The following is a 24,808-nucleotide window of genomic DNA, read 5'->3' as shown; positions in this document are numbered from 1 at the left end:
CAGGTCGGCTACGCCCGCGCGCCACGATTCACCCGCGCTCTCAAGAGCCGCTCCCGGCGCGCCATCCACCTGTCTCCAAGGACAGACCCGACCGACGTGCTCACCGCGTCACGCTCGACTCACGCGCGCCCGAGGCCCGCGAGCAGCGGCAGCCGCGAGGCCACCAGCGCCACCGGGCCGCTGGCCAGCGCGCAGATGATCAGCGCCGCCGCGGCGGGTCCCGCCAGATCGATCCACGACAGGGCGAACGGCAGGTGGTCGACCGGATAGACTTCCGGGTCGAGCGGGTAGCGGAACACCGCCACCATCCAGCCGAACGCCAGGCCGAGGCCCACCCCGATCAGCGTCCCGAGCACACCCGCGAACACCCCGACCGCCTCGAAGACGGCGAAGATCGCCCGCGAGTCGGCGCCGAGGCTCATCAGCGCCGCGATCTCCTCGCGCTTGCGACGGACCAATAACAAGAGGCTCGCCAGCAACGCCGTCGCCGCCACCACCTCGAGCAGGCCGAGGACCAGCGACACCGCCGCGCGGATCTGCCGCAGCCCCGCCAGCACGTCCTCGCCCTGTTGCTCCCACGTCGTCGCGCGGAAGCCCTCGCCCATGGCCGCCACCACCTCCTGGGCGAACGCCGACGCCGAGTCCGGCTCCTGCAGCGCGAACTCCACCCCGCTCACCCGGCGCTCGGCGAAGAACAGCGCCTGCGCGGCCGACAGGTGGACCAGGGCCAGCGACGCGTCGTAGTCGCCGACCCCGGTGTCGAGCAGATCGACCACCTCGTACTCGCCGTGGCGAGGCGGGCGCATCATCGCCGCCGCCGTCCCGTCGAGCTCGGCCGGCACCACCAGGCGCACCGAGTCGCCGACCGTCACCCCGAGGCGCTCGGCCAGGCGCGAGCCGAGCGCGATCGCCGGCCCGTGGCGCACGTCGCCCGGCCGGACCTTCGTCAGATCGCCGGCGCGGAGCATCGCCGCCGTGCCCGGCAGCCCCGCGGCCAGCGCCGGGTCCACGCCCTTGACCAGCGCGATCACGGGCGCGTTGCGGTCGATCGGCCGAGTGTGAGTCTCCTGGGACATGTCCTCGGGCGCATGTCCCTGCGGACCTGCCCCATCGGGCCTGTCCTCAGGGCCATTCTGTTTCAGCGGCACCACCGCCGCCGTCGAGAACGCGAACGGCGAGGCCGCCAGGACGCGCGGGTCCGGGCCCCAGCGCGCCACCACCTGCGGGTACTCGTCGAAGTCGAGGCCGTACTCGGTGAGGGTCACGTGGCCGCCGATCTTGCTGAGGCGACCGACCAGCTCGCGTTCGAAGCCCGACGTCACCCCGAGCACCGTGATCAGCGCCGCGCAGCCGAGGCCGGTGCCGAACACCGCCACCGCCACCGCGGGCATCAGGTGGCGGGCGCACAGCAGCCCCACCGCGACCAGCGACGCCACGCCGGCGACCAGCGGCGGCGTGACGGCCCGGACCCCGAGCAGCGTCGCCGCCGCGCCGGCCAGCGCCAGCACCACCGCCACCCTGAGGACCGCGCGGCTCGTCTTGCCCGGCCCGCGACGGCCCTCGCGGAGGAGCATGCGACGGGCCACCAGCGCGATCAGGGCCCAGCGGCGGGAGCTGCGGACGGCCACGGCCTCACTCGTAGCGCAGCCCCTCGACGGGGCGGAGTTTGGCCGCGCGGAGCGACGGCGGCAGCGTGGCGACGAAGCAGATCGCCAGCGTCATCCCGAGGATCCAGCCGATCTGGGCCAGGCTGAACTCGACCGGCAGCTCCTCGATGAAGTAGACCTCGGGGTCGAGCGTGTAGCCGTAGAGCGACACCAGCCAGCACAGCACCAGGCCGAACAGCACCCCCGCGGCCGCGCCGGACAGGCCGATCGCCATCCCCGTGACCTGGAAGATCCGCGCCACCTGCGGCCCGGTCGCGCCCATCGACATCAGGATCGCCACGTCGTTGGTGCGGCGGACCACCATCGTCCACAGCGCCGACAGCACGTTGAACGTGGCCACCGTGATCACCAGGCTGAGGATCACCGTGATGATGTTCTTCTGCAGGCGGATGCTCTTGAACAGGTTCTCGTTCAAGTTCTGCCACTCGAGCACCTGGTACTCGCGGCCGGGCAGCGCCGCGCGGATCGACGCGCCGACCTGGGGCGCGAGGTCGGGGTGCTGCAGGCGGAGGTCGACGCCGGAGACCTGGTCGCGGCCGCGGTACTTGAAGCGCTGCAGCTCCTTGATGTGTACGTACACCAGGCGGCTGTCGTACTCCTGGAAGCCGGCCTGGAAGATCCCGGCCACGCGGTAGTACTGGATTCGGGCTCGCTCGAGGCGTCGAACGACGAGCCCGGGTCGACCACCATCACCAGCGAGTCCTCTTGAAGGCCGAGCTCGCGGGCCAGCGTCGCGCCGACGAAGATCGTCGGCAGCGCGCTGGCGTCGAAGCGGGCCGCGGGTTCGCCGGCGGCGTGCTCCTCGGGCCACACGTCGTCGTCGAGGAGATCGCCGCGGATCTCTCCCGGGATGCGCTTTTTGGCCGCGGGGACCTCGGCGTAGTGGCTCATCGCCCGCTCGTACCAGCCCGCGCCGCGGGGGTCGGGGTGGCCGCGATCGCCGGCGGCAGCTCGTCCGACTCGCGGTCGGGCACCGGCATCAATTCGAAATCGGAGCGCAGGACCGGGAGCGGGATCGCCCGCCCGCTGCCGCGTTGCAGGTGGGCCGGCAGGTCGATCACCTCCGCCGCGGTCTCCGGCTCGATCCCCTTCACCAGCACGCTGGCGAGCCGGAGATCGTCGGTGCGGCCGCCCTCGGGATCGTAGGGCGCCAGCATCATCGCGTAGTAGACGAACGGGCTCGCGCCGGTGACGCCCGGCCGCGTGCGCAGGTAGGCCTCGAAGCGGCGGTACTCGGCCATGCCCGAGCTGCGCGTCACGTTGATGTGGGCGTAGACCCCGAGCACGCGGCGTTCGAACTCGTGCTGGAAGCCGGTGGCGACCGACTGGACGACGATCAGCGCCGCGACCCCCAGGACCACCCCGATGATGCTGGTGGTGCCGAAGATCGACGAGTACTGGACCAGCAGCAGCAGCAGGCCGAGGAAGCTGGCCGCGGCGGTGGCGATCACCAGCGCGAGGCTGTGGTAGCCGAGGTTGAGCAGCAGCAGCGCGACGCCGGCGATCGCCCAGCACACCGCGCACAACATGCGAGCGCCGCGCGGCACCCGTTCGGCGCGGATGATCCGCAGGCCGAGCGATCGCTCGTAGCCGAGGGCGCCGGACAGCAGCCAGAACAGCACGAGCAGGCCCAGCGACGCCGCGCCGGCGTAGCCGACCGCCGGCGCCCACTCCGGCAGATCGCCGGCGAACCCGAGCGGCCCGGCGAGCGCGAGCGGCGAGGCCCACGACAGCACGAACAGGCTCAGCAGTCCGGCGCGGCGGGGGACGTGGGACCGGGCGTCCGCGCCCCGAACGGATCTCCCGGCGGATGGGGGCGCACACGGGCGAGCGGAGGGCCTTGTACGTGCGGCGGCTGCAGGCCGGGCACGCTAGCAGCCGGGCTTTGCGCGGTCAACGAGCCGAGGGCCCCGGAGCGGCGGAGAGGCGGTGAATTTCGCGGTCCTTCGCCTGGGCTCGGCGCCGCTGCGAGGGCCGCTGCGGGGCGCGCTCGGCATCCTTAGTTGAATCAGCACCGGCTGCGGCGGCCGTGTCACGCGCGGCCCACGGCAACATACAATCGGGCGTATTCCTCGGCCCAGCGTGGCCTGGCGCGAACCTTGACACACCTCGCTGGCGCAAGTTACGCTGCGCCGACCGCTGAATCTCGGAGCTCCCGCATGCCCAGACGGTTCCTTTCTTCGTTTGCCCTAGCGGCTTTCGGCCTGAGTTTGCTTCTCGGCTCTTCGGAGGCTTGGGCGGGACCTTACGACCTGCGGCTCAGCCAGTTGGGCACGATGGACCCGAGCGGCGTGGTCTCGGCCAACGACGGCGACTTCCGCAGCCTCGCCTCGGAGCTCGGCGTGTTGATGGCGCCGAAGCCGGTCGACCCGGCGGACTCGCTCGGTCTTTCGGGCTTCGCCGTGTCGGCCGACATCAGCCTCAACACGATCAGCAACGGCCAGAATTTCTGGAAGAACGCGACGCGCGGTGATCCGGGCAAGGTCGCACCGACCCTGCAGATCATGGGCCGCAAGGGTCTGTGGCCGGGCATCGAGGTCGGCGCCGGTGCGACGCACCTGTTCGGCAGCCGCATGTGGACGATCAGCGGCTACGGCAAGGTGGCGATCCACGAGGGCTTCCACCACCTGCCGATCCCGTCGATCGCGCTGCGTGGCATGTTCTCGCGCCTGGTGGGCGCCGAGGACATGAACATGACCACGGGCGCGTTCGACATCTCGATCTCGCACGTGTTCGGAGTCGGCAAGACCGTCAACCTGACGCCGTACGTCGGTTATCAGGGTTTGATGATCTTCGCGCGCTCCGGCGTGCTCGACGCCACGCCGACGACGGACGAGTACCTCGACAAGTCGCCGGTGCTGAGCGAGTTCGTCTTCAAGGATGCGGGTATGATCTACCGGCACCGCCCCTTCCTCGGCTTCCGATTCATCTTCAGCGTCTTGCGCGTCGGCGTCGAGGCGATGATCGTCCCCGGCGGCAAGCGCGAGGGCGAGATCGAAGGCAACAAGGTCGCCGACAAATCCGGGCTGCAACAGCAGTACACTCTCTCCTGGGTCTGGACTTCTAATGTTCGTCCTCTGTCCGTCCTGCGCCGGTCCCTTCCGCATCCCTGCCGACCAGATCGCCCCGCTGGTCCAGATCGCGTGCCCGCACTGCGAGTTCCGCATGATCTTGGACTTCGAGGCGGCCAACGAGCCGTCGCTCGCCGAACCCGGGCAGCTGTTCGCTCAGGGCTTCGAGAGCGCCGAGGCGTACTTCAGCGTCTACAGCCACGTCGGTCCGCAGTCCGACATCACCCCGCGCAAGGTCGAGGCGCCGCCGCCGGCCCGTCCGGTCGAGGTCGAGACTCCGGCCGCCAAGGCGCCGCCGACCTCGCCCGCGGCCACGCCGCCGGTGTCGGTGCAAACGCCTCCGACCCCGCCGGTCTCGGCGCCGCCGCCGACGCCCGTCGCTGCCGAGCCGCCCGCGCGCGCCGGCAACAAGACGATCATCCAGGCGCCGAAGCGGCCCGCGAGCATGGACCCGCGGGCTGGCGAGACGGCTGCGGCGCCGAGCTCCGGCTCGTCGATGCGGGCCGGCAACAAGGCCGCCGACGTCGAGGCGGTCGCCGAGGCCAAGGTCAGCGCCGTGCAGCCTGAGCCGCGGATTCCGCCGCACACGCCGCCGGCTCAGACCGCGACCAGCAACCCGCCCGCGCCGACCGAGCCGGTCGTCCCCGCCAAGGTCGAGCAGGCCGCGACCTCCAACGCCAACCTGCCGACGCCCAGGCAAGAGGCGATCAGCAAGCCGGCCGAGCCGGAGGCGAAGCCGATCGCCACCACCCCGCCGCCGACCGGCAGCTCGAACGTCGTCTACATCGCGCTCGTGGTGGTGGTCATCATCGCCGTCGTGGTGGTCATCGTCCTCAACTCGAAGGGATGACGGGCGACGCCCTCGCGGCGTCGACGACGAAGCCCGCTCGCTCCGACCGGAACGAGCGGGCTTCCTGAACTTCGGCGTCGTTCTCGGCGGCGGAGAGGTGGGCCGCCGGTCGAGCGCTCAGCCCGGGCGGCCGTGCTTCGGCTCGTCCTTCGGCGTGACGTCGATCTCGCCGCGGCGGTCGGCCTCTTGTTGCTTGTCGTGTTCGATCGCCTTCATCTCCTTGCGGAACCCTCGCAGCATCTGACCGATGCTCGATCCCAGCGCGGGCAGCTTGGACGGGCCGAGCACGAGCAAGATGACCGCGACGATGATGACGATCTCGAGGGGACTGAGGACACCCAGGAGCATGGCCGAAAGGTAGTCCTTCGAGCCTCGCTTTGCTAGCGTGGGCGGCGATGCGAATGCGACCAGGTCCGGATCTGCGCGGGCGCCGCAAAACCGCCTATACGCCCTCCTGGAGGGGGATTGGCGGGCTTGCCACGGCGCTGTGGCTAGCCGTTGCGGGTGTGGCTCACGGCGCACCGGTCGACGAGCGCGAACGGATCGGGCCCCTCGAGGTCGCCGGCGGCGGTCGCGACCAGGTGCGTGGTGGACGGCCTGACGGCGCCACGATCCACGAGACGCACGCCTCGCGGGCGGTCGACGCGGACGCGGCCGCGCGCGAGGACCTCGCCAGCTTCGAGCGGGGCGTGCTGGCCGGCACACCGCGCGCGACGATCGAGAAGACCGCGCCCGAGAAGTGGATCGCCGCGCTCGCCCTGCCCGAGCTGCCGATCCGCTACGGCGCGAAGTTGGTCGAATACTTGCGTTTCTTCAAGGACGACGCCAAGGGCCAGGCGCTGATGCGCGGCTGGCTGCGGCGCATGAACCGCTACGAGCACGTCCTGCGGCCGATCCTCAAGGAGGTCGGCGTGCCCGAGGATCTGGTGTTCGTCGCCATGGCGGAGAGCGGCTTTCAGCCGCACCGGCGCTCGCGCGTGGGCGCCGCCGGCCTGTGGCAGTTCATGGAGCCGACCGGCAAGGTCTACGGCCTCGAGCAGAACTACTGGGTCGACGAGCGGCACGACATCGAGCGCTCGACCTACGCCGCGGCCGCCTACCTCAAGGACCTGCGGGTCCGCTTCGGCTCGTGGGAGATGGCGCTGGCGGCCTTCAACGGCGGCTACGGCCTGGCGATGACCGCGATCGCCCGGGCCAACAGCAACAACTTCTGGGCCCTGTGCGAGATCGAGAGCGGCCTGCCGCACGCCACCACCCTCTACGTGCCGAAGATCCTCGCGGCCGCGCTGGTCGGCCGCAACCGGGCCGCGTTCAAGCTGGGGCCTGACCTTTCGGACAGCTTGCCGCCGCTCCACTTCGTCAAGGTCGACGTCCCGCCGGGCACCGCCCTCAGCGCCGTGGCCAAGGCGATCGACGAGGACCCGGCGCTGATCGAGGAGCTCAACGCCCAGCTGATCCGCAAGCGGACCCCGCCGGGGCGCAGCTATCCGGTGCGGATCCCCAAGGCCAAGCTGGCCGCGTGGGAGCGCGGCGGCGTGCGCGACGGCGCTGGCGGCGACCACATCCAGCACGTCGTCGCCTACGGCGAGACCCTCGCCGCCATCGCCCAGCGCTACGGCGCGACCGAGGTCCAGCTGCGCAAGCTCAACGGCCTCGAGGACAACGGCGAGCTCGAGCGCGGGGTCGTCCTGCTCGTCCCGCGCGGCTCGGCCGCCGCCGCACCTGCCTCCACGGACAGGTTGCTCGTACCGGCGCCGAAGGTCGCGGTGGGCGCCGACCAGCGCCTCGTGTTCTTCGTCGTCGCCCGCTCGACCACCCCGCGCGGCCTGGCCGACGCCTTCTCGGTCCCGTGGGACAGCATCGTCGCCTGGAACGACCTCGACCCGCAGGCCCGGCTGCAGCCGGGCCAGGTGCTGCAGGTCGTCGTCCCCAAGGGCTTCGACGCCAGGGCGGCCAAGATCGTCGTGCTCGAGCAGAGCGCCGTCGACCTGGTGATCCGCGGCTCGCGCGAGCACCTCGAGGCCGGCCTCAAGCAGCGCGGCCTGGTGCGGCGCGGCTACAAGACCCGCAAGGGCGACACTCTGGAGAAGATCGGCAAGCGCTTCGACCTCACCGACGGCGACCTGGCGCGCATCAACGGCATCGACCGCAGCCACACCCCGGCCGCCGGCGAGCTGCTGGTCGTCTACGTCAAGTCGGGCGAGACCCGCGGCACCGTCGACGCGCCCGCCCCGCGCGGCAACGCCGGCCCCGCGCCCGACGATCTGCGCGCCGACGTCGCCGCCGAGGACGTCGACGCCACCCGCTACGCCGCCACCGCCGACGACCCGAGCGCCGCGTCCGCCGTCGACAACCCCGTGCCCTCGACCGAGGAGACCAACTCCCTGCCGGGCAAGCGCGGCTGGTCGAAGCGCGGCAAGCACAAGACCTCGCCGCCGAAGAAGAGCAGCAAGAAGAAGACCGGATGACGGCCGACGACCTCGAGCTCGCGGACGCCCTCGCGCGCGTCCTGTCCGCCTGCGCTCCCCTGCCGGGCGAGCGCCGGGCGCTGCCGACCGCCCGCGGCCGCGTCCTCGCCGAGGCCCTGCACGCCCGCTGGGCCATGCCCGGGGCCGACGTCAGCACCATGGACGGCTGGGCCGTGCGCGCCGCCGACCTGTCCCCAGGGACAGGCGGAGACATGTCCTCGGGGACAGCCAGCACCGGCGGGCGCCCCGACCTGTACCCTGAGCCAGCCGAGGTCGAGCTCGCCGTCGTCGGCGAGAGCGCCGCCGGCCACCCCTCCGCCGCCGTGGTCGGGCCCGGCCAGGCCATGCGGATCTCCACCGGCGCCGTCCTGCCGCCCGGCGCCGACGCCGTCGTCGCGCAGGAGGACGTCCGGCGCCAGGGCGAGCGCCTGTGGATCGATCTCACGCGCGCCGGCGCGGTCCGACCCGGGCACTTCGTCCGCCGGGCCGGCAGCGACCTCGCGGCGGGCGTCGAGATCCTGTCCCCCGGGACAGCCCTGCGCCCCGGCGACCTCGCGCTGGCGGCCGGGGCCGGCCACGCCGACGTCCTGGTCCACCGGCCCCCGCGGGTCGCCGTCCTCTGCACCGGCGACGAGCTGGTCGACATCGGCTGTCCTCCGGGACATGGCCAGGTGGTCAGCAGCAACGGCCTCATGCTGGCCCTCCAGGCCGAGGCCGCCGGCGCCGAAGTGCGCGACCTCGGGCGCGTCGGCGACGAGCCGGAGGCGCTGCGGCGGGCCCTCGCCGACGCGGCCGCCGGCGCCGACGTCGTCCTCGTCAGCGGCGGGATCTCCGTCGGCGACCACGACCTCGTGTGGCCGGCCCTGCTCGCGCTCGGGGCCGAGCCACTCTTCCGCCGCGTCCGCCTGCGCCCCGGCCGGCCGCTGGCGTTCGCCCGCCTCGGCGACGCGCGGGTGTTCGCCCTGCCCGGCAACCCCGCCAGCACCTACGTCGGCTTCGAGCTGTTCGCGCGGCCCGCCCTGCGCCGCCTGGCCGGTCACGCCCAGGTCGAGCGACCGCGCCGGCGGGTCGTCCTCGCCGCCCCCGCCGAGGGCGCCGGGCGCCGCACCCACTGCGTCCGCGCCCGCCTGGTCGACGGCCGCGCCGAGCCGCTGCCGAGCCAGGTCTCCGGCGCGCTCACCTCTCTGCGCGGCTGCGACCTCCTCATCCTCGTCCCGCCCGGCCCCGGTCTGCCGGCCGGCGCCGAGGCCGACGCCCTGGTCCTCACCGACCCGGGGAGCGAATGACGCGCTCCAGGACAGGCTCCAAAGACCATGTCGCTTCAGACAGGTCCGAGGAGACATGTCCTGAAGACCCGGCCGAACCCAGGGCGCTCCGCCCGGACGCTGCTGCCGCTCCCCGCGTCCCGGACGCTGCTGCCGCTCCCCGCGTCCCCGACGCCGCTGCCGCTCCCGTCCTCCCTGGGGCTCCTCCCGCCGCCCCCGCTCTCCCCGACCCTCACCCGCCCGACACCACCCGGCTCGCCTGCGTCGCCGACCCCGAGGACGAGGGTGCTCGGGCCGACGTCGTCCTCGGCCGGCGCATCGCCGGCGTGTCGCGGCGGGTCGCGCGGGAGCTCGCGCTGGCCGGCCGCCTCACCGTCGACGGCCGGCGCGCCCCTCCGTCGCACCGCGTCCGCGCCGGCGAGCGCCTCGAGCTGGCGGTCTCGGCCGCGCCCGCGGTCGCCGCTCCCGGCCCCGAGCTGCTCGTCGCCACCGACGCGTTCGTCTACGTCGTCAAGCCGGCCGGCCTGCACACGCACCGCCTCCGACCCGACGATCCCCCGGCCCTGGCCGACCGCGTCGCCGTCCGCTTCCCCGAGTGCGCCGCGGCCGGCCTCGACGCGCGCGAGGGCGGCGCGGTCCACCGGCTCGATCGCGGCACCTCGGGCGTCGTCGCCTTCGCCCGCACCCGCGCCGCCTTCGTCGCCGCCCGCGAGGCCTTCGCCGCCGCCCGCGTGGGCAAGCGCTACATGGCCGTCACGACATGTCCGATCGACCATGTCTGGCCGCCGCCGCCCGACGCCTGGATCGCCCCGGTCAGCCCCGACGCCGTCGAGGTCCGCGCCCCGCTCGGCCCCGGCCTCGGCCGCGATCGCATGGCCGTGCGCCGCACCGGCCAGCCGGCGCTCACGCGCGTGGAGCCGCAGGGCCCGCCGGGTCCGCGGCGCCTGTGGTCGCTCGAGCTGTCGACCGGCCGGCGTCACCAGGCCCGCGTCCACCTCGCATGGCTCGGCCTGCCCATCCTGGGCGACGAGCTCTACGGCGGCGAGCTCGCCGATCGCCTGTACCTGCACGCGCTGCGCCTCGACCTCTCGGCCGCGATCGCCGGCGAGCTCCCGGTCACCGCCCCCTGCCGCCCGAGTTCGCCGCGGCGCTCGGCTGAGCACGTCGACCCGCAACGCCTCGGTCACTCGAGACTGTTGCGGTTCACGCCTACGTTGTTGCGCTCGGCCGAGCGCGACGAACACTGACTCGCAACGCCCCGGTCGCTCGAGGATCTTGCGCTTCGCCCCTACGTTCTTGCGCGCGGCTGCGACGAACACCGACTCGCAACGCCCCGGTCGCTCGAGGATCTTGCGCTTCGCCCCTACGTTCTTGCGCGCGGCTGCGACGAACACTGACTCGCAACGCCTCGGTCGCTCGAGACTGTTGCAGTTCACGCCTACGTTTCTTGCGCTCGGCCGAACGCGACGAAGACCAACTCGCAACGCTTCGCCCGCTCGAGAATGTTGCGGTTCGCCCCTACGTTCTTGCGCGGCTGCGACGAAGACCGACTCGCAACGCCTCGGTCGCTCGAGGATCTTGCAGTTCACGCCTACGTTGTTGCGCTCGCCCGAGCGCGACGAAGACTGACTCGCAACGCCTCGGTCGCTCGCGGATCTCGCGGTTCACCCGACGTTCTTCCGTGCACACTACCTCCTTGCTGCATCGAGTCGTCCCCCCGCGCTCGTGTTGCATCGAGCGCCCACGACGCTCTCGCACCCTTGCCGCAGCGAGCCCCCTACCGATGCTCTCGCTGCGTGAGCACCCTACCCACTTGCACCCGCTCTACTTCCTTGCTGCGTCGAGCCCTCGTGTCGTCCACCTACCCGCTTGCGCTCACTTCACTCCTTTACTGCTTCGAGCGATCACCTACCCCTCTGTGCCCGTTCTACTCCCTTGCTGCACCGAGCCGCACCTCGGCTCTCGCTGCCAGAGCCCTCCACTACGCTCTTGCGCCCGCTCTCTCTCTTGCTGGATCGCGCCGAGCATGACGACTCACGTGGAGTCCACCTACGCGCTTGCGCTCCCTCGGCTCCTTGCTGCGTCGAGCCATCGCGCTCGCCCCGCTCCCTTGCCGCATCCAGTTTCGGACCTCGCAGCCTACGCGCGTGCAGCGTCGAACCACCACCTACGCTCTTGCGCCCGCTCTACTCCCTTGCTGCATCGAACCTCGAGCATCGCGGCCCATGCTCTTGCGGCATGAACCATCCGCCAGGCTCTTGCGCCCCCTCTCTCTTGCTGGCCGAGAGCCGCCCGCAGCCGGTTCCCGCTCTATCCCTCGCCCACCGCCCGATACGCCCCGTACACATAGTATTTCGGCCGCGCATCGAGTCGCACGTGCAGCCACGGCACCGCGCTCCCCGACGTGCTCAGCCACACCGGCGCCGGGCTGCGCTCCCACGCCTGCTCCAGCGCCGCGCCTACCGCCTGCCACAGCGCATCGATCTGCGCCGCAGGACCCCCGCGGAGGAACGCAGCCAGGTGGCCGTAGACCGCGGGTTCCGTCAACGGTCGCGGCACGACCAGAGTCGCATCGCCGCCGAGGTTGGCGAACGTCCGGATCGCGGGGCCGTCGGGCTCGAGGTGCTCGGAGAACGCTGTCGGCGACGCCGCTGCGCGGGCCAGGTGCGGAGCGGACACCACCACCATCTCGAACGGCCGCGCCGTCGACCTCGCCGACACCGCCGGCGTCTCCCAGAAGAACGCCGGATACGGGCTCGCCACCAGCGCCTCGGTGAGCGCCGACCGCAGCTCACGATCTGCGCGCAGACCGGCCGCGAACGCCGCCCAGGACACCGCCGTATCGCTTGAAGTCAACCGATGCCGACGCGTCTGGGCGCCCACGGGCTCGCACCTGAACTCGAAGCGATCCGTCACGCCGCGATCGTAGCACGCGCGCCGCCCGGCTGGCCGATCGGACAGGCGCTGGCTGGCGCGCGCGGCGACCCCGTCGCTCGTGGCCTGCGCCTCAGAAAGCTCGGTGACCCCGGCGCGCCGGTGTATGCTCCGAACATGCGAACCCGGCACTTCGGCGCGACCGATCCTGGGTTGCGGCGGAGCCACAACGAGGACGCCTTCCTCGCCGACGAGCGGCTCGGCCTCTTCATCGTCTGCGACGGCGTCGGCGGCCGCGCCTTCGGCGAGGTCGCGGCGCAGGAGACCGTCGAGATCATCTGGGAGTGGGTCAAGCGCGAGGCGGAGACCATCGCCGTCGCGGCCGACGAGGCCCGGCTCGCGCGGCGCGTCGTCGTGCATGCGCGGCCCTCGGCGGGCCCGCCGGTGTGGGTCTCGCCCGACACCGTCGCCCGGCTCGGCGCCCTGATCCGCGGCGCCCTGCAGAACGCCTGCTATCTGGTCCACGGCATGGCCGAGGTCGACGCCAACTACTCGGGCATGAGCACCACCGCCTCCGTCGTCCTCATCGCCGGCGAGCTGGCGATCGTCGGCCAGGTCGGCGACTCGCGCGTCTACCTCGCGCGCGGCGACGACGTCCGCCAGCTCACCGAGGATCACACCTTGCTCAACATGCAGGTCAAGCTGGGCCTCGTCAGCCCCGAGCACGCGCGCGGGCGCAAGAGCTCGATCACCCGCGCGATCGGCCTGCACGACTTCGTCGAGGTCGACATCTTCGCCTTCCCGCTGCAGGTCGGCGACCGCTTGCTGCTCTGCTCCGACGGCCTGCACGAGTACCTCGACAGCGCCGACACCTTGACCGACCTGTTCCAGCTCGACGCCCGCGACGCGGCTCCGGCCGCCGTCGCCCACGCCAACGCCTGCGGCGGCAAGGACAACATCACCGCCCTGTTCGTCGAGATCCTCGACAGCGCCCCCGGCCCTGACGGCTCGCATGGCCGTGCTTCCCGGCCGCTGATCGATCTCGCGGACCCCCTCGCGAGGCCCGCAAGTCCCGCACAACGGCAAACCTGCAGCCGAGTTCGCCGGTGCCGCGCCGGCCACCTGTCTCTTTCGCCAGCTTCATCCTCCGCCGCTCTCGCCGAGCCGTGTCTCTCGCCACGGACCGCGTTCGTCGACGGCTCACGGCTGCGACGCAATGTATGGACATGTCCGCAGGGACAGCTCACGTCCCGCGCGTCGGCGCGCGCCTCGTGGGGCCTCCAGCGAGCCCGGCCGTGGCGTGCAGCCGCGTACGCCTCTTCTCATCGCCGGCGGATGCGGCTGAAATGGCGGGACCATGCGTCGTGCCCCTACTCCCGCCACCCTCGCCTTGCTCGGCCTCGTCCTCATGCCTGCCTGCGGCGACGACGGCGGCGCGACGACCGAGGGCGCGAGCTCGACCACCGACGGCGCCGGCTCGACCACCGGCGACGCGACCACGGCCGCGCCCACCGGCGACCCGCCGACCGCCTCGACCACGCTCGAGCCGACCTCGACCACCGCCGGGCCGACGACCGAGCCGATGACGGGCACCACCGCCGAGACCGGCACCACCACCCTCGACACCGACACCACCACCAGCGAGCCCTCGGCCCTGTGCGATCGGCTCGGCGGCGAGGCCGGCGTCGGCGAGCTCGTCGACGGCGCGCTCGCGGTCGTGCTGAACGACGACAAGGTCAACGGCTACTTCCTCAACAACGACGTCGACGGCGGCAACCTGCGGACCTGTCTGATCAAGCAGCTCGGCCAGGTCGCCGGCTGCGCCGGCGTCGAGTACGACTGCCTCGACATGAAGACCGCGCACGCCGGCCTCGGGATCTCGACCGCCGACTTCATGGACTTCGCGCTCGACTTCTCGACCGCCCTCGACGCTCACCAGGGCGCCCACCCCGACCTCGGCGACGACGACAAGACCGCGATCCTCGGCGTCCTCGGCGAGCTCGCGCCCGACATCGTCGAGGACGTCGGCAGCGACGCCACGGTCTACCAGCGCGTCGGTCGCAAGCCCGCGATCAAGGGCCTCGTCGGCGCGCCCGGCCAGGCCGGCTCCTTCGTCGACAACGTCGCCCTCGACGTCGCCATCAACGGCTTCTTCGCCGCCGCCGAGTTCGAGCGCCTCAACACCTGTCTCACGCGCCAGGTCGGCGGCATCGACGGCCCGACCCGGTACGGCCTCGAGGTCGACGCCCCGCCCGGCATCGACCCTGGCGTCGGCGTCGGCAACGAGTGCAAGACCATGGCCGTCGCCCACGAGGGCCTGGTCGACGTCAACGACATGGTCGGCATCGACATCAACGACTTCGGCGCCCTCGTCACCGACCTCGTCACCGCCATGGAGACCGCCGGTGTCGCCGCGAGCGACCAGGACGCGATCCTCGGCGTCCTCGGGCCGATGTGCGAGGACATCCTCGCCCCCGAGTTCAAGAACCAGTGCCCCGGCGCCAGCAAGACCGAGACCGTCGAGGCCACGAACCTCGCCGCCCCGATCCCCGACGACGGCTACGACGGCTCCCTCGCCAGCATGGCCTGCGCGGTCCTCGTCGTGCCCGACGACGCCATCGACTTCGTCGCCGCCGTCACCCTCACCGTCGCCGCCGACCACACCTTCGTCGGCGACCTCGTGATCAAGCTCCAGGGCCCCGACGGCACCGTCAGCACCATCCTCAGCCGCCCCGGCCTCGTCGAGGGCGTCGACGGCCAGGGCGACTGTTGCGGCGACAACGCCAACCTCAGCCCGTCGACGCCGCTGACCTTCAAGAACGGCGGGGCCACCGACGCCGAGCAGATCGGCGCCGCCGTCCCCGACACCAGCGGCATCGTGTGCGTCGACGAGCAGCCGCCGATCGCCTGCGAGTTCCACCCCAACCCCGGCGCCGGCCCCGGCATGGACCTGGACGACTTCCTCGGCCTGACCGCCAAGGGCACCTGGCGCGTCTGCGTCGGCGACGCCGGCGGTGGCGACAGCGGCACCCTGCACGGCATCACTTTGGTCGTCGACAGGGTCAAGTACGACCCGACGCCCTGAGCCCTTCCGCGAGCGCCACGACCTCCGCCGCGACGGCCGCGATGCTCCGGCCGCCGCAGTCCAGCGTCGCGTCGGCCAGCGCGAGGTTCGACGGGTGCGTCACGTAGCCCCGCAGCCGCGCCGGCGCGATCGGCCGCCCCTGCGCGCTCAGCCGCGCCGCCAGGGTCGCCACCGCCGCTTCCGCGTCGCCAGCCGGCAGCAGCAGGACCACCCGCGCGCGGGCCAGCGCCGCCTTCACCGCCGCGCGCAGGTCGAGGTGCTCGTAGATCGAGTGCCCGGCGCCGAAGTCGAGGATCGCGTTCTCACCTGTCCCTTCGACCATCTCGACGATCGCCCCCGCCTTGGCCTCCTCGAGCGCCCGCGCGGCCGCGGGCTCGCCGAGGCTCGCCACCAGGCGGGCCCGCACCGTCTGCAGATACGCCCGCCGACGCGCCGGCGAGACGTCGCCGTCCACCACCCACTCGGCCGGCTCGACCGCCGCGATCGCCGGCTGCGCGCGCAGATGCGGCCACCACCGCGCGTCGACCTCGATCGCGGCACGACCTGTCTCTCGGGCCATATGCGCGGCGCAGCAGGTCTTGCCCGCGCCCGGCGGCCCGACCAGCACCAGCGGTCCCGGCCGCTCAACCACCGCGCGCGTGCTCCGCGAGCGCCCGGTGCCCGGCCGCCAGCACCTGCGCGGTCCATTCGAGGAACGCCGCGACGAACACGGCCCCGTCGGCGTCGGTCTCGACGTGCTCGGCGATCTCGCGCCGCCCGGCCTCCATGCGCTCGACGTTGCGGCGCAGCAGCCCGGCCAGGTAATCGCGCAGCGACGGATCGGCCTCGCCGGCCAGCATGGCGACGTCGAGCGCGGTCACGTGCATGAACGAGTACTGGGCGTGGAACACCGCCGACATCGGCCGCTTGCGATCGGTGCGAACGGGGCTCGTGTACAGCCGATCGAGCGGGTTGACGACGAGGCGCGCGCTCGACTCGAGCTCGAGCCCGAGCGCGAACAGCTTGTTGTGGGCCATCTCGTGGACCAGCGCCTGGGCCGTGGCCGCCGGGTCGTGCGTCGTCACCCACACCACCCCGAACTGCGAGCTCTGGGACGTGCTGGCCGACCCGCGCAGCTCGGGCCAGCGCGCCGTCGGCCGCCCCGCCGGGCGCATCGGGCTGATGGTGTGGACGATCTGCGGCAGCTGCCGCGCCGCCGCCGGCCAGCGCGCCAGCAGGCGCAGCGCCTCGCCGAGGCCCGGATCGGCGAGCGCCCCGTGCTCGTAGTCCGGCGCCCGCGGGCACTGCTCGCCGACGTGACGCACCGCCACCCGACCGTCGCACACGCGCACCTCCGCGGCCGCCAGCGCCTGCGCGCGCGCTCGCTCGAGCTCGGGGAAGCGGGCCGCCGCCAGCCGAACGATCACCGCGGTGTCGTGGCCGTCGTCCTGCGGCGCCGCCAGCCGCTCCCACGCGATGGCCGGCGCCGACGCCAGCACCGGCAGCCGCGGGCGCGCGTCCGCGTGCGCGAGCCCGCGGAGGTGTCGCGGCGCGTCGCTGACCAGCCGCCGCGGCGGCGCGCGGAACGGCGGCCGGGTCCCCTGCGCGCCCGCCTCGGGCCACGCCTCGCCCGCGCGCACGAGCGCGTGCCAGCCCGGCGAATCCTCGCTGTCGTGGCACAGCTTGAACACCGGCGTCTTGACCTCGGCGATCCCGTGCAGCGCGCTCCAGCGGATCGGCCACGCCAGCGCCGCGAGCAACCACTCGGCCGCCTCGGCGTCGCGCTGCCGCAGCTCCGCGAGCCGGGCCTCCGCCGAGGCCAGGCTGCTCGCGCAGGTCGGCGAGCACGGCACGTGGCCGAGCATCCGCACTCCCATCCGTGCGAGCAGCGGCGACAGCAGCGGCGCGCAGTCCAGCGCCGTCTCGCCCGCCGGCGGCCGCCAGCGCCACACCGGGTCGCGCAGCTGCGCCCCGTCTTCGCAGCACCGCGGCGCCGCGCTCGGCGACAGCTCGGCCAGCGCGCGGCGGACCCGCTCGAGCCGCGGCTCCCACAGCCGCCGGGCCGCGTCGCTCACCCACGACACCCGCGCGAACCTCGGCATGTCCGAAAATACATGCTCTTTCGCACATGTCCTATCCGACACCACGTCGCGCAGCGCCGACTCGAGCGTCGGGTTGTCGCCGCGAGCCCAGGCCGCCAGCATGGCCGCCTCCACCCGCGCGCGCAGCGGGTGGAGCGACAGCGGCAGCTCGCCGGCGGCCCGCAGCTCGCGCTCGGCGTCGACGAACAGCTGCTTGTGGACCTCGCAGTGCTCGCTGCGGTTGCGCCAGTCGCCGGCGATCGCCGTGCCCGGGCAGTGGCCCTTGCACATCAGGAAGAACCGGCAGTCCTTGCACCCGCCGTCGCGCTGCGGCGTGTGGTAGAGCGCCACGTAGCGCTCGTAGCCGGCGCGGTCGGCCTTGGTGAAGTCGACCCCGTCCTTGTTGGTGCGGCCGCAGTTGCTGCGCTGGCCGTCGCCCTCGACCCCGCTCACTGCCGCGGTCGTGTAGCTGTCGCAGGCCCGGAACACGCAGCCGGCCCGCGCGTCGCGGCCGCGCAGCATCTGCCGCATGTCGGTGAACACGTCCAGCTTCAGCGCCGGCACCTGGCGCTCGAGCGCCGCGAACGAGCGCAGCGCCGCCACGTTCTCGTCGGCGTCGAGGGCGTAGCGGGCCCCGACCGCCGGGTCGTCGACCTCGAGGGTGTGCAGCCGCGCCGCCCGCAGCCCGCGCCCCGCCAGGTCCGCCAGCCACGCGTGCAGGCGCGGCAGCTTGTCGGCGGTCGCGTTGCCGCGGTGCAGCGTGACGATGAGGCTCACCGGCAGCCCCTCGGCCAGCAGGCGGGCGATCGCCGCCTCTGTCTTTTGGGTCAGCTCCCGCGTGCGCGCCAGAGTGCCGGCCCAGCGGACGTCGTTGAGCTCGCCGGGCCCGTCGATCGACACGCCGACGCGGACCTTGTAGCGCTTGAACGCGGCCACGTGGTCGTCGCCGACCAGCGTCCCGTTGGTCTGCACGGTGTTGCCGCCGTGGCGCTCGAGGCCGAACGCCCACAGCCGCTCGAGGTCGGCCAGCGGGACCAGCAGCGCCTCGCCGCCGAACAGCGAGAACGGCCGCGGATCGGCCTCCAGCACCCGCAGGATGGCCTCCACGTCGTAGCGCCGGGCGACGTTGCCGGCGTCGCGCTGGGGGTTCTGATAGCAGTACTGGCAACCGATGTTGCAGCGCACCCCCAGCGGTCTGACTTCGATCCCCATGGCTCAGTAGTCGTCGATGTGGCCGATGACCGGGACGTCGACGTGGTCGACGTGCGGCAAGGGGATGTCGACGTGCGGGATCCAGCTGCCGCCGAAGATGTCGCCCATGACGTCCGCGACCTCGTTCGCGGCGTAGCCGGCCCCGCTCAGCGCCGAATTGACCGCGCTGTCGGTGTAGCCGCCGACGTCCTTGAGGAACTTGCCGACCTCCTCGGCCGACTTGCCGAACGTGTTCTTGAGGATCTTGGCCGCCTCGTCGGCGCCGAGGTTGAGGTACTTGACCGCCTGCTCGGCGGTGGTGCCGAACGTGTTGACCAGCCCCTTGGCGATGTCCTCGCTCTTGGCGCCGACGTCCTGGAAGAACTTGGCCGCCTCCTGCGCGACCGGGGTGACGAACTCCTTGACCCACTTGAACGCGGTGTCGCCGGCGGCCTTGAGCACGTCGAGCACGGGGCCCAGGATCTGGCTCTTGAACCACTTGGTGAACTCCTGCGCCAGGTCCTCGGCGGTCCTGAACGGCACCGACACCTGCACCGGGCCGATGGACTTGTTCTCGTAGAGGATCTTGAACGCGAACCCGACCCCCTGCGAAAACGCGCTCTTCGAGATCGTCGTCGCCACCTGGCAGCCGACCGACAGGCCGACCGAGCGCCCGGCGATGTCGACGTTGACGCCGATCGTCGGCCCGAAGCGCAGGTCGAACACCCCGCTGTTCAGCTTGAGCTTGGCCTGGGCGTAGATGCCCATGTTGCCGCTCTGCAGGTCGACCGCGAAGCCCGACGTGGACATTTCGGCCTTGATCGACTGCGAATAGAGCCCGCCGACCAGCACGATCTTGCCGTCGATCGACCCGCCCTGGCGCGACGCGGTGAACTCGACGTCGACCGACGCGCCGCCCGAGCCGGCGACGTCGGTGATCGCGAGGAAGTCGATCCCGCCGGCGCTCAGCTTGATCGGGTCGAGCTTGCCCTTCAGCGCCCCGCCGCTGCCGTAGTCGACCTTGCCCTTCAGCTCGGCCTTCCAGCCCCACAGGTCGACCTTGCCGCCCAGCTCGAGGCCCGGGTCGTAGGTCTTGCCGGCGCTCGTGCCGCCGTTCGGCGCGATGTGGATCAGCAGGTCCTTGATCTGGACGGCGATCAGCTTGCTGGCGTCGATCGCGTCGTTGGTCAGCGCGCCGATGAGGCGCGGGATGTCGAGGCCCTCCGGGCTCTCGATGCGGAGGATCGAGTTCTGCGGGGTGCCCGGGTCGATGAGCAGACCGATCTCGCCGCCGAGCAGGCCGTCGCCGATGTGGATCCCGCCGCGCGCGCCGATCGCCACGAACGGGAACGTCGCGGTCGCGCTGAGCTGCACGCCGAAGCCGGTGATCGTGATGCCCTTGAAGCCGAACGGGTCCTCCCACGCCCCGTCGGCGGCATCGAGCGCGCCCCACACCGTCACCTTGCCGCCTTGCCCGATCTCACCCTCGATCCCGCCGCGCAGCTCGAGCTGCTCGTTGCCGATGTTGAGCTCGAACGTCGCGGTCAGCCCGGCCGCCACGCTCGCGGTCTGGCGATCGACGTCGACCGCCAGGCTGCGGAACACCACCGCCTGGGTCCCGAGCGCCGCGTTCAGCAGCAGCTCGGCCTGGACCTTGAACAGCAGTTGCCCCCCGCGGCGCGACGCGATCGCCAGCACCACGGTGCGCGCGTCGAGCCCGAGCGCCGGGAAGGTCGCCTGCAGCGCGCGGAACGGCTGGAACGTGTCGCCCTTGACGGTCGTGAACAGGGTGATGCCGTCGACGTAGTCGCCGAGGTCGTCGTCGCTGCCCTCGTCGTCGGCGATGACGACCACGCTGTTGGCGTAGACCTCGACGAACGGCATCACCACCGCGTCCACGATCGTCCACAGCTCGCCCGGCAGATTGGGCCTTACGTCCTTGAGCATCAAATCGTCGAGGCCCTTCGGGGTGGCGAACTTGAACACGTAGCTGATCGGGTCGGCCTTGGAGAGCGTGATCGCCAGCGGGTCCACCGACGTGCGGAACGGCGCCGAGATCGAGGCCGCGCCCTCGTAGGCGATCGACTTGTCGAACGCCGAGGCGGTGATGGTGCCGGTGAACTGGACCGGCAGGGTGAACGGCAGGGAGAACAGGTCGAACGAGACCTCGCCGAGGTCCTTGAGCCGGCCGAGGTCGGCCTGCGGATCGAGCGGCCCCGGCGTGTCCGGCTTCGGCGGCACCGGCTTCGGCGCCTCCGGCTTCGGCGGCACCGGGGTGGCGACGATCCCCTTCGTCACCACCAGGCTCGACGTCTTGTCGTTGAAGTCGCCGACGTTGCTGGTGTCGGCAGTAAAGCTCACGCTGCGCCCGCGGAAGCCGGAGTGCTCGTAGAGCGTCACGGTCATCCCCTTGGGCACCTTCACCGAGCTCAGGGCCTCGTCGCCGATGCCGAGCTGCGCCGCCTCGTAGCGGCCCGGCGCCAGCACCTGGCTCTTGCCGGCGAAGTTGACGTCGACGAAGATCGTCGCCCCCGCGGCCTCGGGCAGGCTCACCTTCTCGACCTTCACGCTGGCGGTCTTGTCGTTGAAGCTGCCGAGAGTGGTCGCGTGGGTGGTCAGCACCAGCTTGCGGCCGGCGAAGCCCGTCTGGTCGTAGAGCGACACCTGCAGCCCCTTCGGCACCTTCACCGAGCTGATCGAGCCCTTGAACTGCAGCGCCGCGGCGTCGTGGCGGCCCTCCGCGATCCGCTGCTCGCGGCCGCCGAAGTGGTCGTTCTCGTACAGCGCCACCCCGGCCCACGCCTCGCCGCGCTCGACGATCGCGCTCGAGATCTTGTCGCTGAGCTGGCCGATGTTGGCGCTGTCGGCCGCGAACGAGACCGACGAGCCGCGCGCCTCGGCGTCGGTGAACAGGGTCACGCGCCAGCCCTGCGGCACCTTGACCGAGGAGATCGCGTCGTCGCCGACGCCCAGCGCGGCGAGGTTGTGGTGACCGACGCCGAGGGTCACGCTCTTGCCGGCGAAGCCCGCGTCGACGTAGAGCGTGACGCCGGTGGGCAGCCGCGCCGGCGGCTTCTCGCGCACCTCGATGCTCGAGGTCTTGTCGTTGAAGTCGCCGACGTTGCTGGTGTCGGCCGCGAACGCGATCTTGCGCCCGCCGAACTTGGCGTTCTCATAAAGGATCGCCTCCATCCCCGCCGGGACCTTGAGCGAGCTGAGCGCGTCGTTGCCGATCGCCAGCTGCTTCACGTCGTACCGCCCCACCGTGAGCACCTGGCTCTTGCCGGCGAAGTTTACATTTTGAAATACCGTGACCTCGCGACCCATGACACCCCCTGCCCGAAGCGGGCTCGACCGTATCAGAGCCGCCAGTCGGGAGACATGCCCGCAAGGACAGGTGATGGGATGTCGCCGCGCTCACCCGCGGGGCGCGAGCGGTCGCGCGAGCGCGAGGAATTGCGCGTGTAGTCGCGGCCACCCGCCGACCTCCGCCTCCGCGGCCGCGCGCGCGAGTTCGTCGACCGCCCGCGCAGCCAATGCACCGACGATCGGCGCGAGCCCGTCGATGACGATGCAATCATCGTTCGACAGCGAGAGCGCGAGGTTGGCCGCGCCGCGTCGGGCGTCGTCGCGGACGTCGTCGAGGTCGTCGACGATCCGCCAGGCCACGAACAGTCGCTCGAGCACCCCGACGATCCGGTCGCGCGCGGCGGGTCCCCCCAATCGCCAGGCGCAGAGGCCGGGCACGATCGTCCACGTCGCCATCTCGGCGCGCGCATTCGCCAGCGCGGCTTCGAGCGCGACCGGTCCGCGCGCGCTCGACCGCGGCGAAGTGGCGATCGATCTGTGCGGCCGCGAACGCCTCCATCTCGCGGTCGCCTGCCGCCAGAAGAGCGACCGCCGCCTCGAAGCGCGACCAGGCCCGCGTGCGCAGCTGCAGCAGCGCCGGCGCGCACGCCAGCTGACCGTCGCACAGGTGGTCGTCGAGCAAGTGGAGCAGCAGCGCGAGCGCCTGCCCGACGCCCGCCTCGCCGGCCAGGATCGCCGACAAGCCGGCGCGCAGCGGCAGCAGCGAGGCCCACAGCGGCGGCGGGAACTTGCGCAGGACCCCTGCCGGCCCGCGCCCGCGCGCCTCGGCGTCGAGGAACGCAGCCGCCCCCGCGCGCAGCGGCGCCGGCAAGCTCTCGGCCACCGTCCGCAGCGACTCGCCGAGCTCCGCCTGCAGCGCCAGCTCGGCGGGGGTGAGCGCGACGCGCCCGAACTGCCAGCGAAGCGGCGCGTCCGGCGTCGCAGCCGACGACTCCGCGGTCGCGTCGTCGGCCCGAGGGCTCGCAGCGAACGCATCGCCTGTCGCCTCGGGCTCTTTACGACGCTCGCCGGCCGCGTCACCTGCCCCTTCGGACACCCCGCCAGGCCGCACCGCGTCACCTTCGGACCTCTCGCTCCCCCGCGCCGCGTCCCCTGCCCCTGCGGTCACCTCGTCCGTGCCCGCTCCACCTGCCTCTTCGGACACCTCGACGTCGTAGCGCCCCGGGGCCAAGATGTCGGCGGGGTCGAGGGCTCGCCGGATCTTCGCCAGCGTCGCCGCGTGGACCGCATCTGTCCCGCGGGCCAGGTGCATCGACTGCAGGCCCAGGCGGTACGGGTGCAGCCCGCGCCCCGCCAGCCCGCGCAGCACCGCGTGGTGGCAGGCCAGCGCGCGCGTCCTCGCCCGGGCGGCGGCGGTCGAACAGCAGCGCCAGCACCACGTGGATCACCCGCGGCTCGGCCCACTGCAGGCTGATCGCGGGGTCGAAGCCGCGGGCGATCACCTGCTCTTCGAGCCAGGCGACCGTCGCCGTCAGCTCCGCGCCGCGGGCCGGCACCGCCGGCGCGCACCACAGCAGGCCGCAGCCGTCGGCCAGCGGGTCCGGCAGCGCCGGCGGCTCGCCGACCGGCCAGTACAGGCGCGCCAGCGCGTCCTCCCCGGCCAGCGCGTCGGACTCGCGCGGGACGCGAGCGGCCAGCCCGTCGACATGTCCCTTCAGGCAGGTCTCCGCCAGCACGAGGGTCGCCGCTCCGATCGCCTCGCTCGCGCCGTCGACGACGAGCTGCCCGAGCCAGCGCGCGCCCGGTCCGGCCGGGTTGTGGCGATCGACCGCGGCCTGCGGCAGCGCCTGTCCCTCGGGACATACGGGGCGGCGCCCGGCGATCGTCAGCAGCCGGCGGTCGTTGTACAGGGAGATCGTGTGCGGCAGCGCGTCGGCCAGCTTGAGCGGGCGCAGCGCGTCGATCACCGCGGCGAGCCGCTCGCGGCGATCCAGCGTGAACCGCAGCGCCCGCGCCCACGCCGGCCGCGGCGTCAGCCACAGCGTCGCGCGCGCGACCACCCCGAGGCGCGACTGCAAGAACATGCCCTCGAGGCCAGGTCCCGCGGCCGCGCGCGACAGGCCGCGGCAGCGGGCCCCGGGCTCGCGGTCGAAGCCGGTGCGCAGCAGCGAGCCGTCGGCGAGCACGACGTAGAGGCCGCACAGGCGATCCGCGCGGCTCCCGTGGCGGCCGCGGCCGATCCCGCGCTCGAGGCCGTTGGCGAGCACGCTGGCGTCGGGCGGCGCGCCCGTGCGCGCGATCGTGAAGCCCGATCCGCGCAGCCGCTCGCCCAGCGCCGCGAACGTGACCCCCGGCTCGATCGCCGCAGTGCCGAGCTCGAGATCGAGGTCGGCGATCCGGTCGAGGCGCGCGAGATCGAGGATGGCCGCCCCGTCGCGCGTCGGCACGCGTGAGCCGTAGCCGAGGTTGCGCCCGCGGCTGCTCGGGTATACCGGCACACCCGCGGCCGCCGCCGCGCACGCACGCCTGCAGCTCCGCGAGCGTGCCCGGTCGGACGATGCAGCTCGGCGCGTTCGTGGTCACGAACGTCGCCCGCGCCGCCGTTCGCCGCGCCTGGGGATCCGCCAGCACGTGGGCCTCGCCGACGATCGTGCGAAAGGCTGCCAGCGCTCGCCACAGCTCGCTCATCACCCCGCATCCTAACGCATCGCGCGGGCTTGACGGGGGCGGCGGCGCCGGCTGTGCTGATGTCGATGATCCCTCTGCGAACCCGCCTCGACCTCGCCCCGCTGTTCGCCGCTCTCGGCTGGATCGCCGCCTGCGGGCCGCCAAGGGCGAGACCGAGTCGACCGGCGAGCCCACCACGTCGACGACCACGATTGCGAGCACCGGCGCGCCCACGAGCGGCACGACCGCGCCGACCACCGGCGATCCCGCCGCGTGCCCCGGCGAGCTCACCCCGTTGCTG

Annotated in this window: 15 protein-coding genes and 2 pseudogenes; 7 read left to right on the top strand and 10 right to left on the bottom strand. The window is 72.6% G+C overall.

Annotated elements, in window-relative coordinates; translation table 11 throughout:
* Window positions 1-119: 119 nt before the first annotated feature.
* From OV079_RS03805 to OV079_RS03795, 3 genes are all read right to left on the bottom strand, one after another.
* The gene (locus tag OV079_RS03805) at window positions 120-1,628 is read right to left on the bottom strand and encodes an ABC transporter permease (protein WP_267766283.1); all 1,509 of its coding nucleotides are present in this window, start codon (window positions 1,626-1,628) and stop codon (window positions 120-122) included.
* A 4-nt stretch (window positions 1,629-1,632) separates the two neighbouring features.
* Window positions 1,633-2,295 carry an ABC transporter permease gene (locus OV079_RS55540; RefSeq protein ID WP_267766282.1) on the bottom strand — a complete coding sequence of 221 codons (663 nt, stop codon included), beginning with the start codon at window positions 2,293-2,295 and terminating at the stop codon, window positions 1,633-1,635.
* 259 nt (window positions 2,296-2,554) lie between these two features.
* Window positions 2,555-3,403, bottom strand: coding sequence for an ABC transporter permease (locus tag OV079_RS03795; RefSeq protein ID WP_267766281.1), 849 nt, complete (start codon window positions 3,401-3,403; stop codon window positions 2,555-2,557).
* A gap of 423 nt (window positions 3,404-3,826) precedes the next feature.
* Between OV079_RS03795 and OV079_RS03790 the strand changes: the two genes are divergently transcribed.
* Both OV079_RS03790 and OV079_RS03785 read left to right on the top strand, forming a co-directional pair.
* Window positions 3,827-5,305 (top strand): hypothetical protein, encoded by a 1,479-nt coding sequence (locus OV079_RS03790; RefSeq protein WP_267766280.1) that lies wholly within the window; start codon window positions 3,827-3,829, stop codon window positions 5,303-5,305.
* The gene (locus OV079_RS03785; RefSeq protein WP_267766279.1) at window positions 5,295-5,588 is read left to right on the top strand and encodes a hypothetical protein; all 294 of its coding nucleotides are present in this window, start codon (window positions 5,295-5,297) and stop codon (window positions 5,586-5,588) included. The genes OV079_RS03790 and OV079_RS03785 overlap by 11 nt, the downstream gene beginning before the upstream one ends.
* Window positions 5,589-5,705: 117 nt before the next feature.
* Here the strand turns inward: OV079_RS03785 and OV079_RS03780 are convergent, their stop codons facing one another.
* Entirely contained in the window at window positions 5,706-5,936 is a 231-nt protein-coding gene (locus OV079_RS03780) for a Sec-independent protein translocase subunit TatA/TatB (RefSeq protein WP_267702410.1), read from the bottom strand.
* Between the two features lie 158 nt (window positions 5,937-6,094).
* Between OV079_RS03780 and OV079_RS03775 the strand changes: the two genes are divergently transcribed.
* The 3 genes from OV079_RS03775 to OV079_RS03765 are packed head-to-tail and all read left to right on the top strand — an operon-like array spanning window position 6,095 to window position 10,568.
* Window positions 6,095-8,056: a LysM peptidoglycan-binding domain-containing protein gene (locus OV079_RS03775; protein WP_267766278.1), complete on the top strand. Its 1,962-nt coding sequence runs from the start codon at window positions 6,095-6,097 to the stop codon at window positions 8,054-8,056.
* Entirely contained in the window at window positions 8,053-9,342 is a 1,290-nt protein-coding gene (locus OV079_RS03770) for a molybdopterin molybdotransferase MoeA (RefSeq protein WP_267766277.1), read from the top strand. The genes OV079_RS03775 and OV079_RS03770 overlap by 4 nt, the downstream gene beginning before the upstream one ends.
* The gene (locus tag OV079_RS03765) at window positions 9,339-10,568 is read left to right on the top strand and encodes an RluA family pseudouridine synthase (RefSeq protein ID WP_267766275.1); all 1,230 of its coding nucleotides are present in this window, start codon (window positions 9,339-9,341) and stop codon (window positions 10,566-10,568) included. The genes OV079_RS03770 and OV079_RS03765 overlap by 4 nt, the downstream gene beginning before the upstream one ends.
* Window positions 10,569-11,631: 1,063 nt before the next feature.
* On the opposite strand, the gene OV079_RS57205 is transcribed toward OV079_RS03765, so the two are convergent.
* On the bottom strand, window positions 11,632-12,156 hold the full coding sequence (locus tag OV079_RS57205) for a DUF6940 family protein (RefSeq protein ID WP_420829497.1): 525 nt from the start codon (window positions 12,154-12,156) through the stop codon (window positions 11,632-11,634).
* A 24-nt stretch (window positions 12,157-12,180) separates the two neighbouring features.
* On the opposite strand from OV079_RS57205, the pseudogene OV079_RS57200 reads away from it, so the two are divergent.
* Together OV079_RS57200 and OV079_RS03755 are read left to right on the top strand one after the other, a co-directional pair.
* Window positions 12,181-13,026, top strand: a pseudogene (locus tag OV079_RS57200) (PP2C family protein-serine/threonine phosphatase); the annotation flags it as partial.
* Between the two features lie 526 nt (window positions 13,027-13,552).
* A complete protein-coding gene (locus OV079_RS03755) occupies window positions 13,553-15,280 on the top strand; it encodes a proprotein convertase P-domain-containing protein (RefSeq protein ID WP_267766272.1) in 1,728 nt (575 codons plus the stop codon).
* On the opposite strand, the gene OV079_RS03750 is transcribed toward OV079_RS03755, so the two are convergent.
* The 5 genes and pseudogenes from OV079_RS03750 to OV079_RS03730 all read right to left on the bottom strand — a co-directional run.
* A complete protein-coding gene (locus tag OV079_RS03750) occupies window positions 15,258-15,911 on the bottom strand; it encodes an AAA family ATPase (RefSeq protein WP_267766270.1) in 654 nt (217 codons plus the stop codon). The two genes, OV079_RS03755 and OV079_RS03750, sit on opposite strands and share 23 nt — an antisense overlap.
* A complete protein-coding gene (locus tag OV079_RS03745; RefSeq protein WP_267766269.1) occupies window positions 15,904-18,552 on the bottom strand; it encodes an aKG-HExxH-type peptide beta-hydroxylase in 2,649 nt (882 codons plus the stop codon). Before OV079_RS03745 ends, OV079_RS03750 begins: the two co-directional genes overlap by 8 nt.
* 3 nt (window positions 18,553-18,555) lie before the next feature.
* A complete protein-coding gene (locus OV079_RS03740) occupies window positions 18,556-21,858 on the bottom strand; it encodes a beta/gamma crystallin-related protein (RefSeq protein WP_267766268.1) in 3,303 nt (1,100 codons plus the stop codon).
* Between the two features lie 250 nt (window positions 21,859-22,108).
* Window positions 22,109-22,936 (bottom strand): hypothetical protein, encoded by an 828-nt coding sequence (locus OV079_RS03735; RefSeq protein WP_267766267.1) that lies wholly within the window; start codon window positions 22,934-22,936, stop codon window positions 22,109-22,111.
* A gap of 19 nt (window positions 22,937-22,955) precedes the next feature.
* Window positions 22,956-24,344 (bottom strand): annotated as a pseudogene (locus OV079_RS03730) (FAD-binding oxidoreductase); the annotation flags it as partial.
* Window positions 24,345-24,808 lie beyond the last annotated feature (464 nt).

Source organism: Nannocystis pusilla (genome assembly GCF_026626665.1).
In the GTDB taxonomy this organism is placed as follows: Bacteria; Myxococcota_A; Polyangia; order Nannocystales; family Nannocystaceae; genus Nannocystis; species Nannocystis pusilla.
This window is presented reverse-complemented; position numbering and strand designations above follow the sequence as displayed.

What these genes read in the sequence shown, in the direction of transcription:
- OV079_RS03790 (WP_267766280.1), top strand. Translation starts at nt 3,827, where the DNA reads ATGCCCAGACGGTTCCTTTCTTCGTTTGCCCTAGCGGCTTTCGGCCTG.
- OV079_RS03780 (WP_267702410.1), bottom strand. Translation starts at nt 5,936, where the DNA reads ATGCTCCTGGGTGTCCTCAGTCCCCTCGAGATCGTCATCATCGTCGCG.
- OV079_RS03770 (WP_267766277.1), top strand. Translation starts at nt 8,053, where the DNA reads ATGACGGCCGACGACCTCGAGCTCGCGGACGCCCTCGCGCGCGTCCTG.
- OV079_RS03765 (WP_267766275.1), top strand. Translation starts at nt 9,339, where the DNA reads ATGACGCGCTCCAGGACAGGCTCCAAAGACCATGTCGCTTCAGACAGG.
- OV079_RS03755 (WP_267766272.1), top strand. Translation starts at nt 13,553, where the DNA reads ATGCGTCGTGCCCCTACTCCCGCCACCCTCGCCTTGCTCGGCCTCGTC.
- OV079_RS03745 (WP_267766269.1), bottom strand. Translation starts at nt 18,552, where the DNA reads ATGGGGATCGAAGTCAGACCGCTGGGGGTGCGCTGCAACATCGGTTGC.
- OV079_RS03740 (WP_267766268.1), bottom strand. Translation starts at nt 21,858, where the DNA reads ATGGGTCGCGAGGTCACGGTATTTCAAAATGTAAACTTCGCCGGCAAG.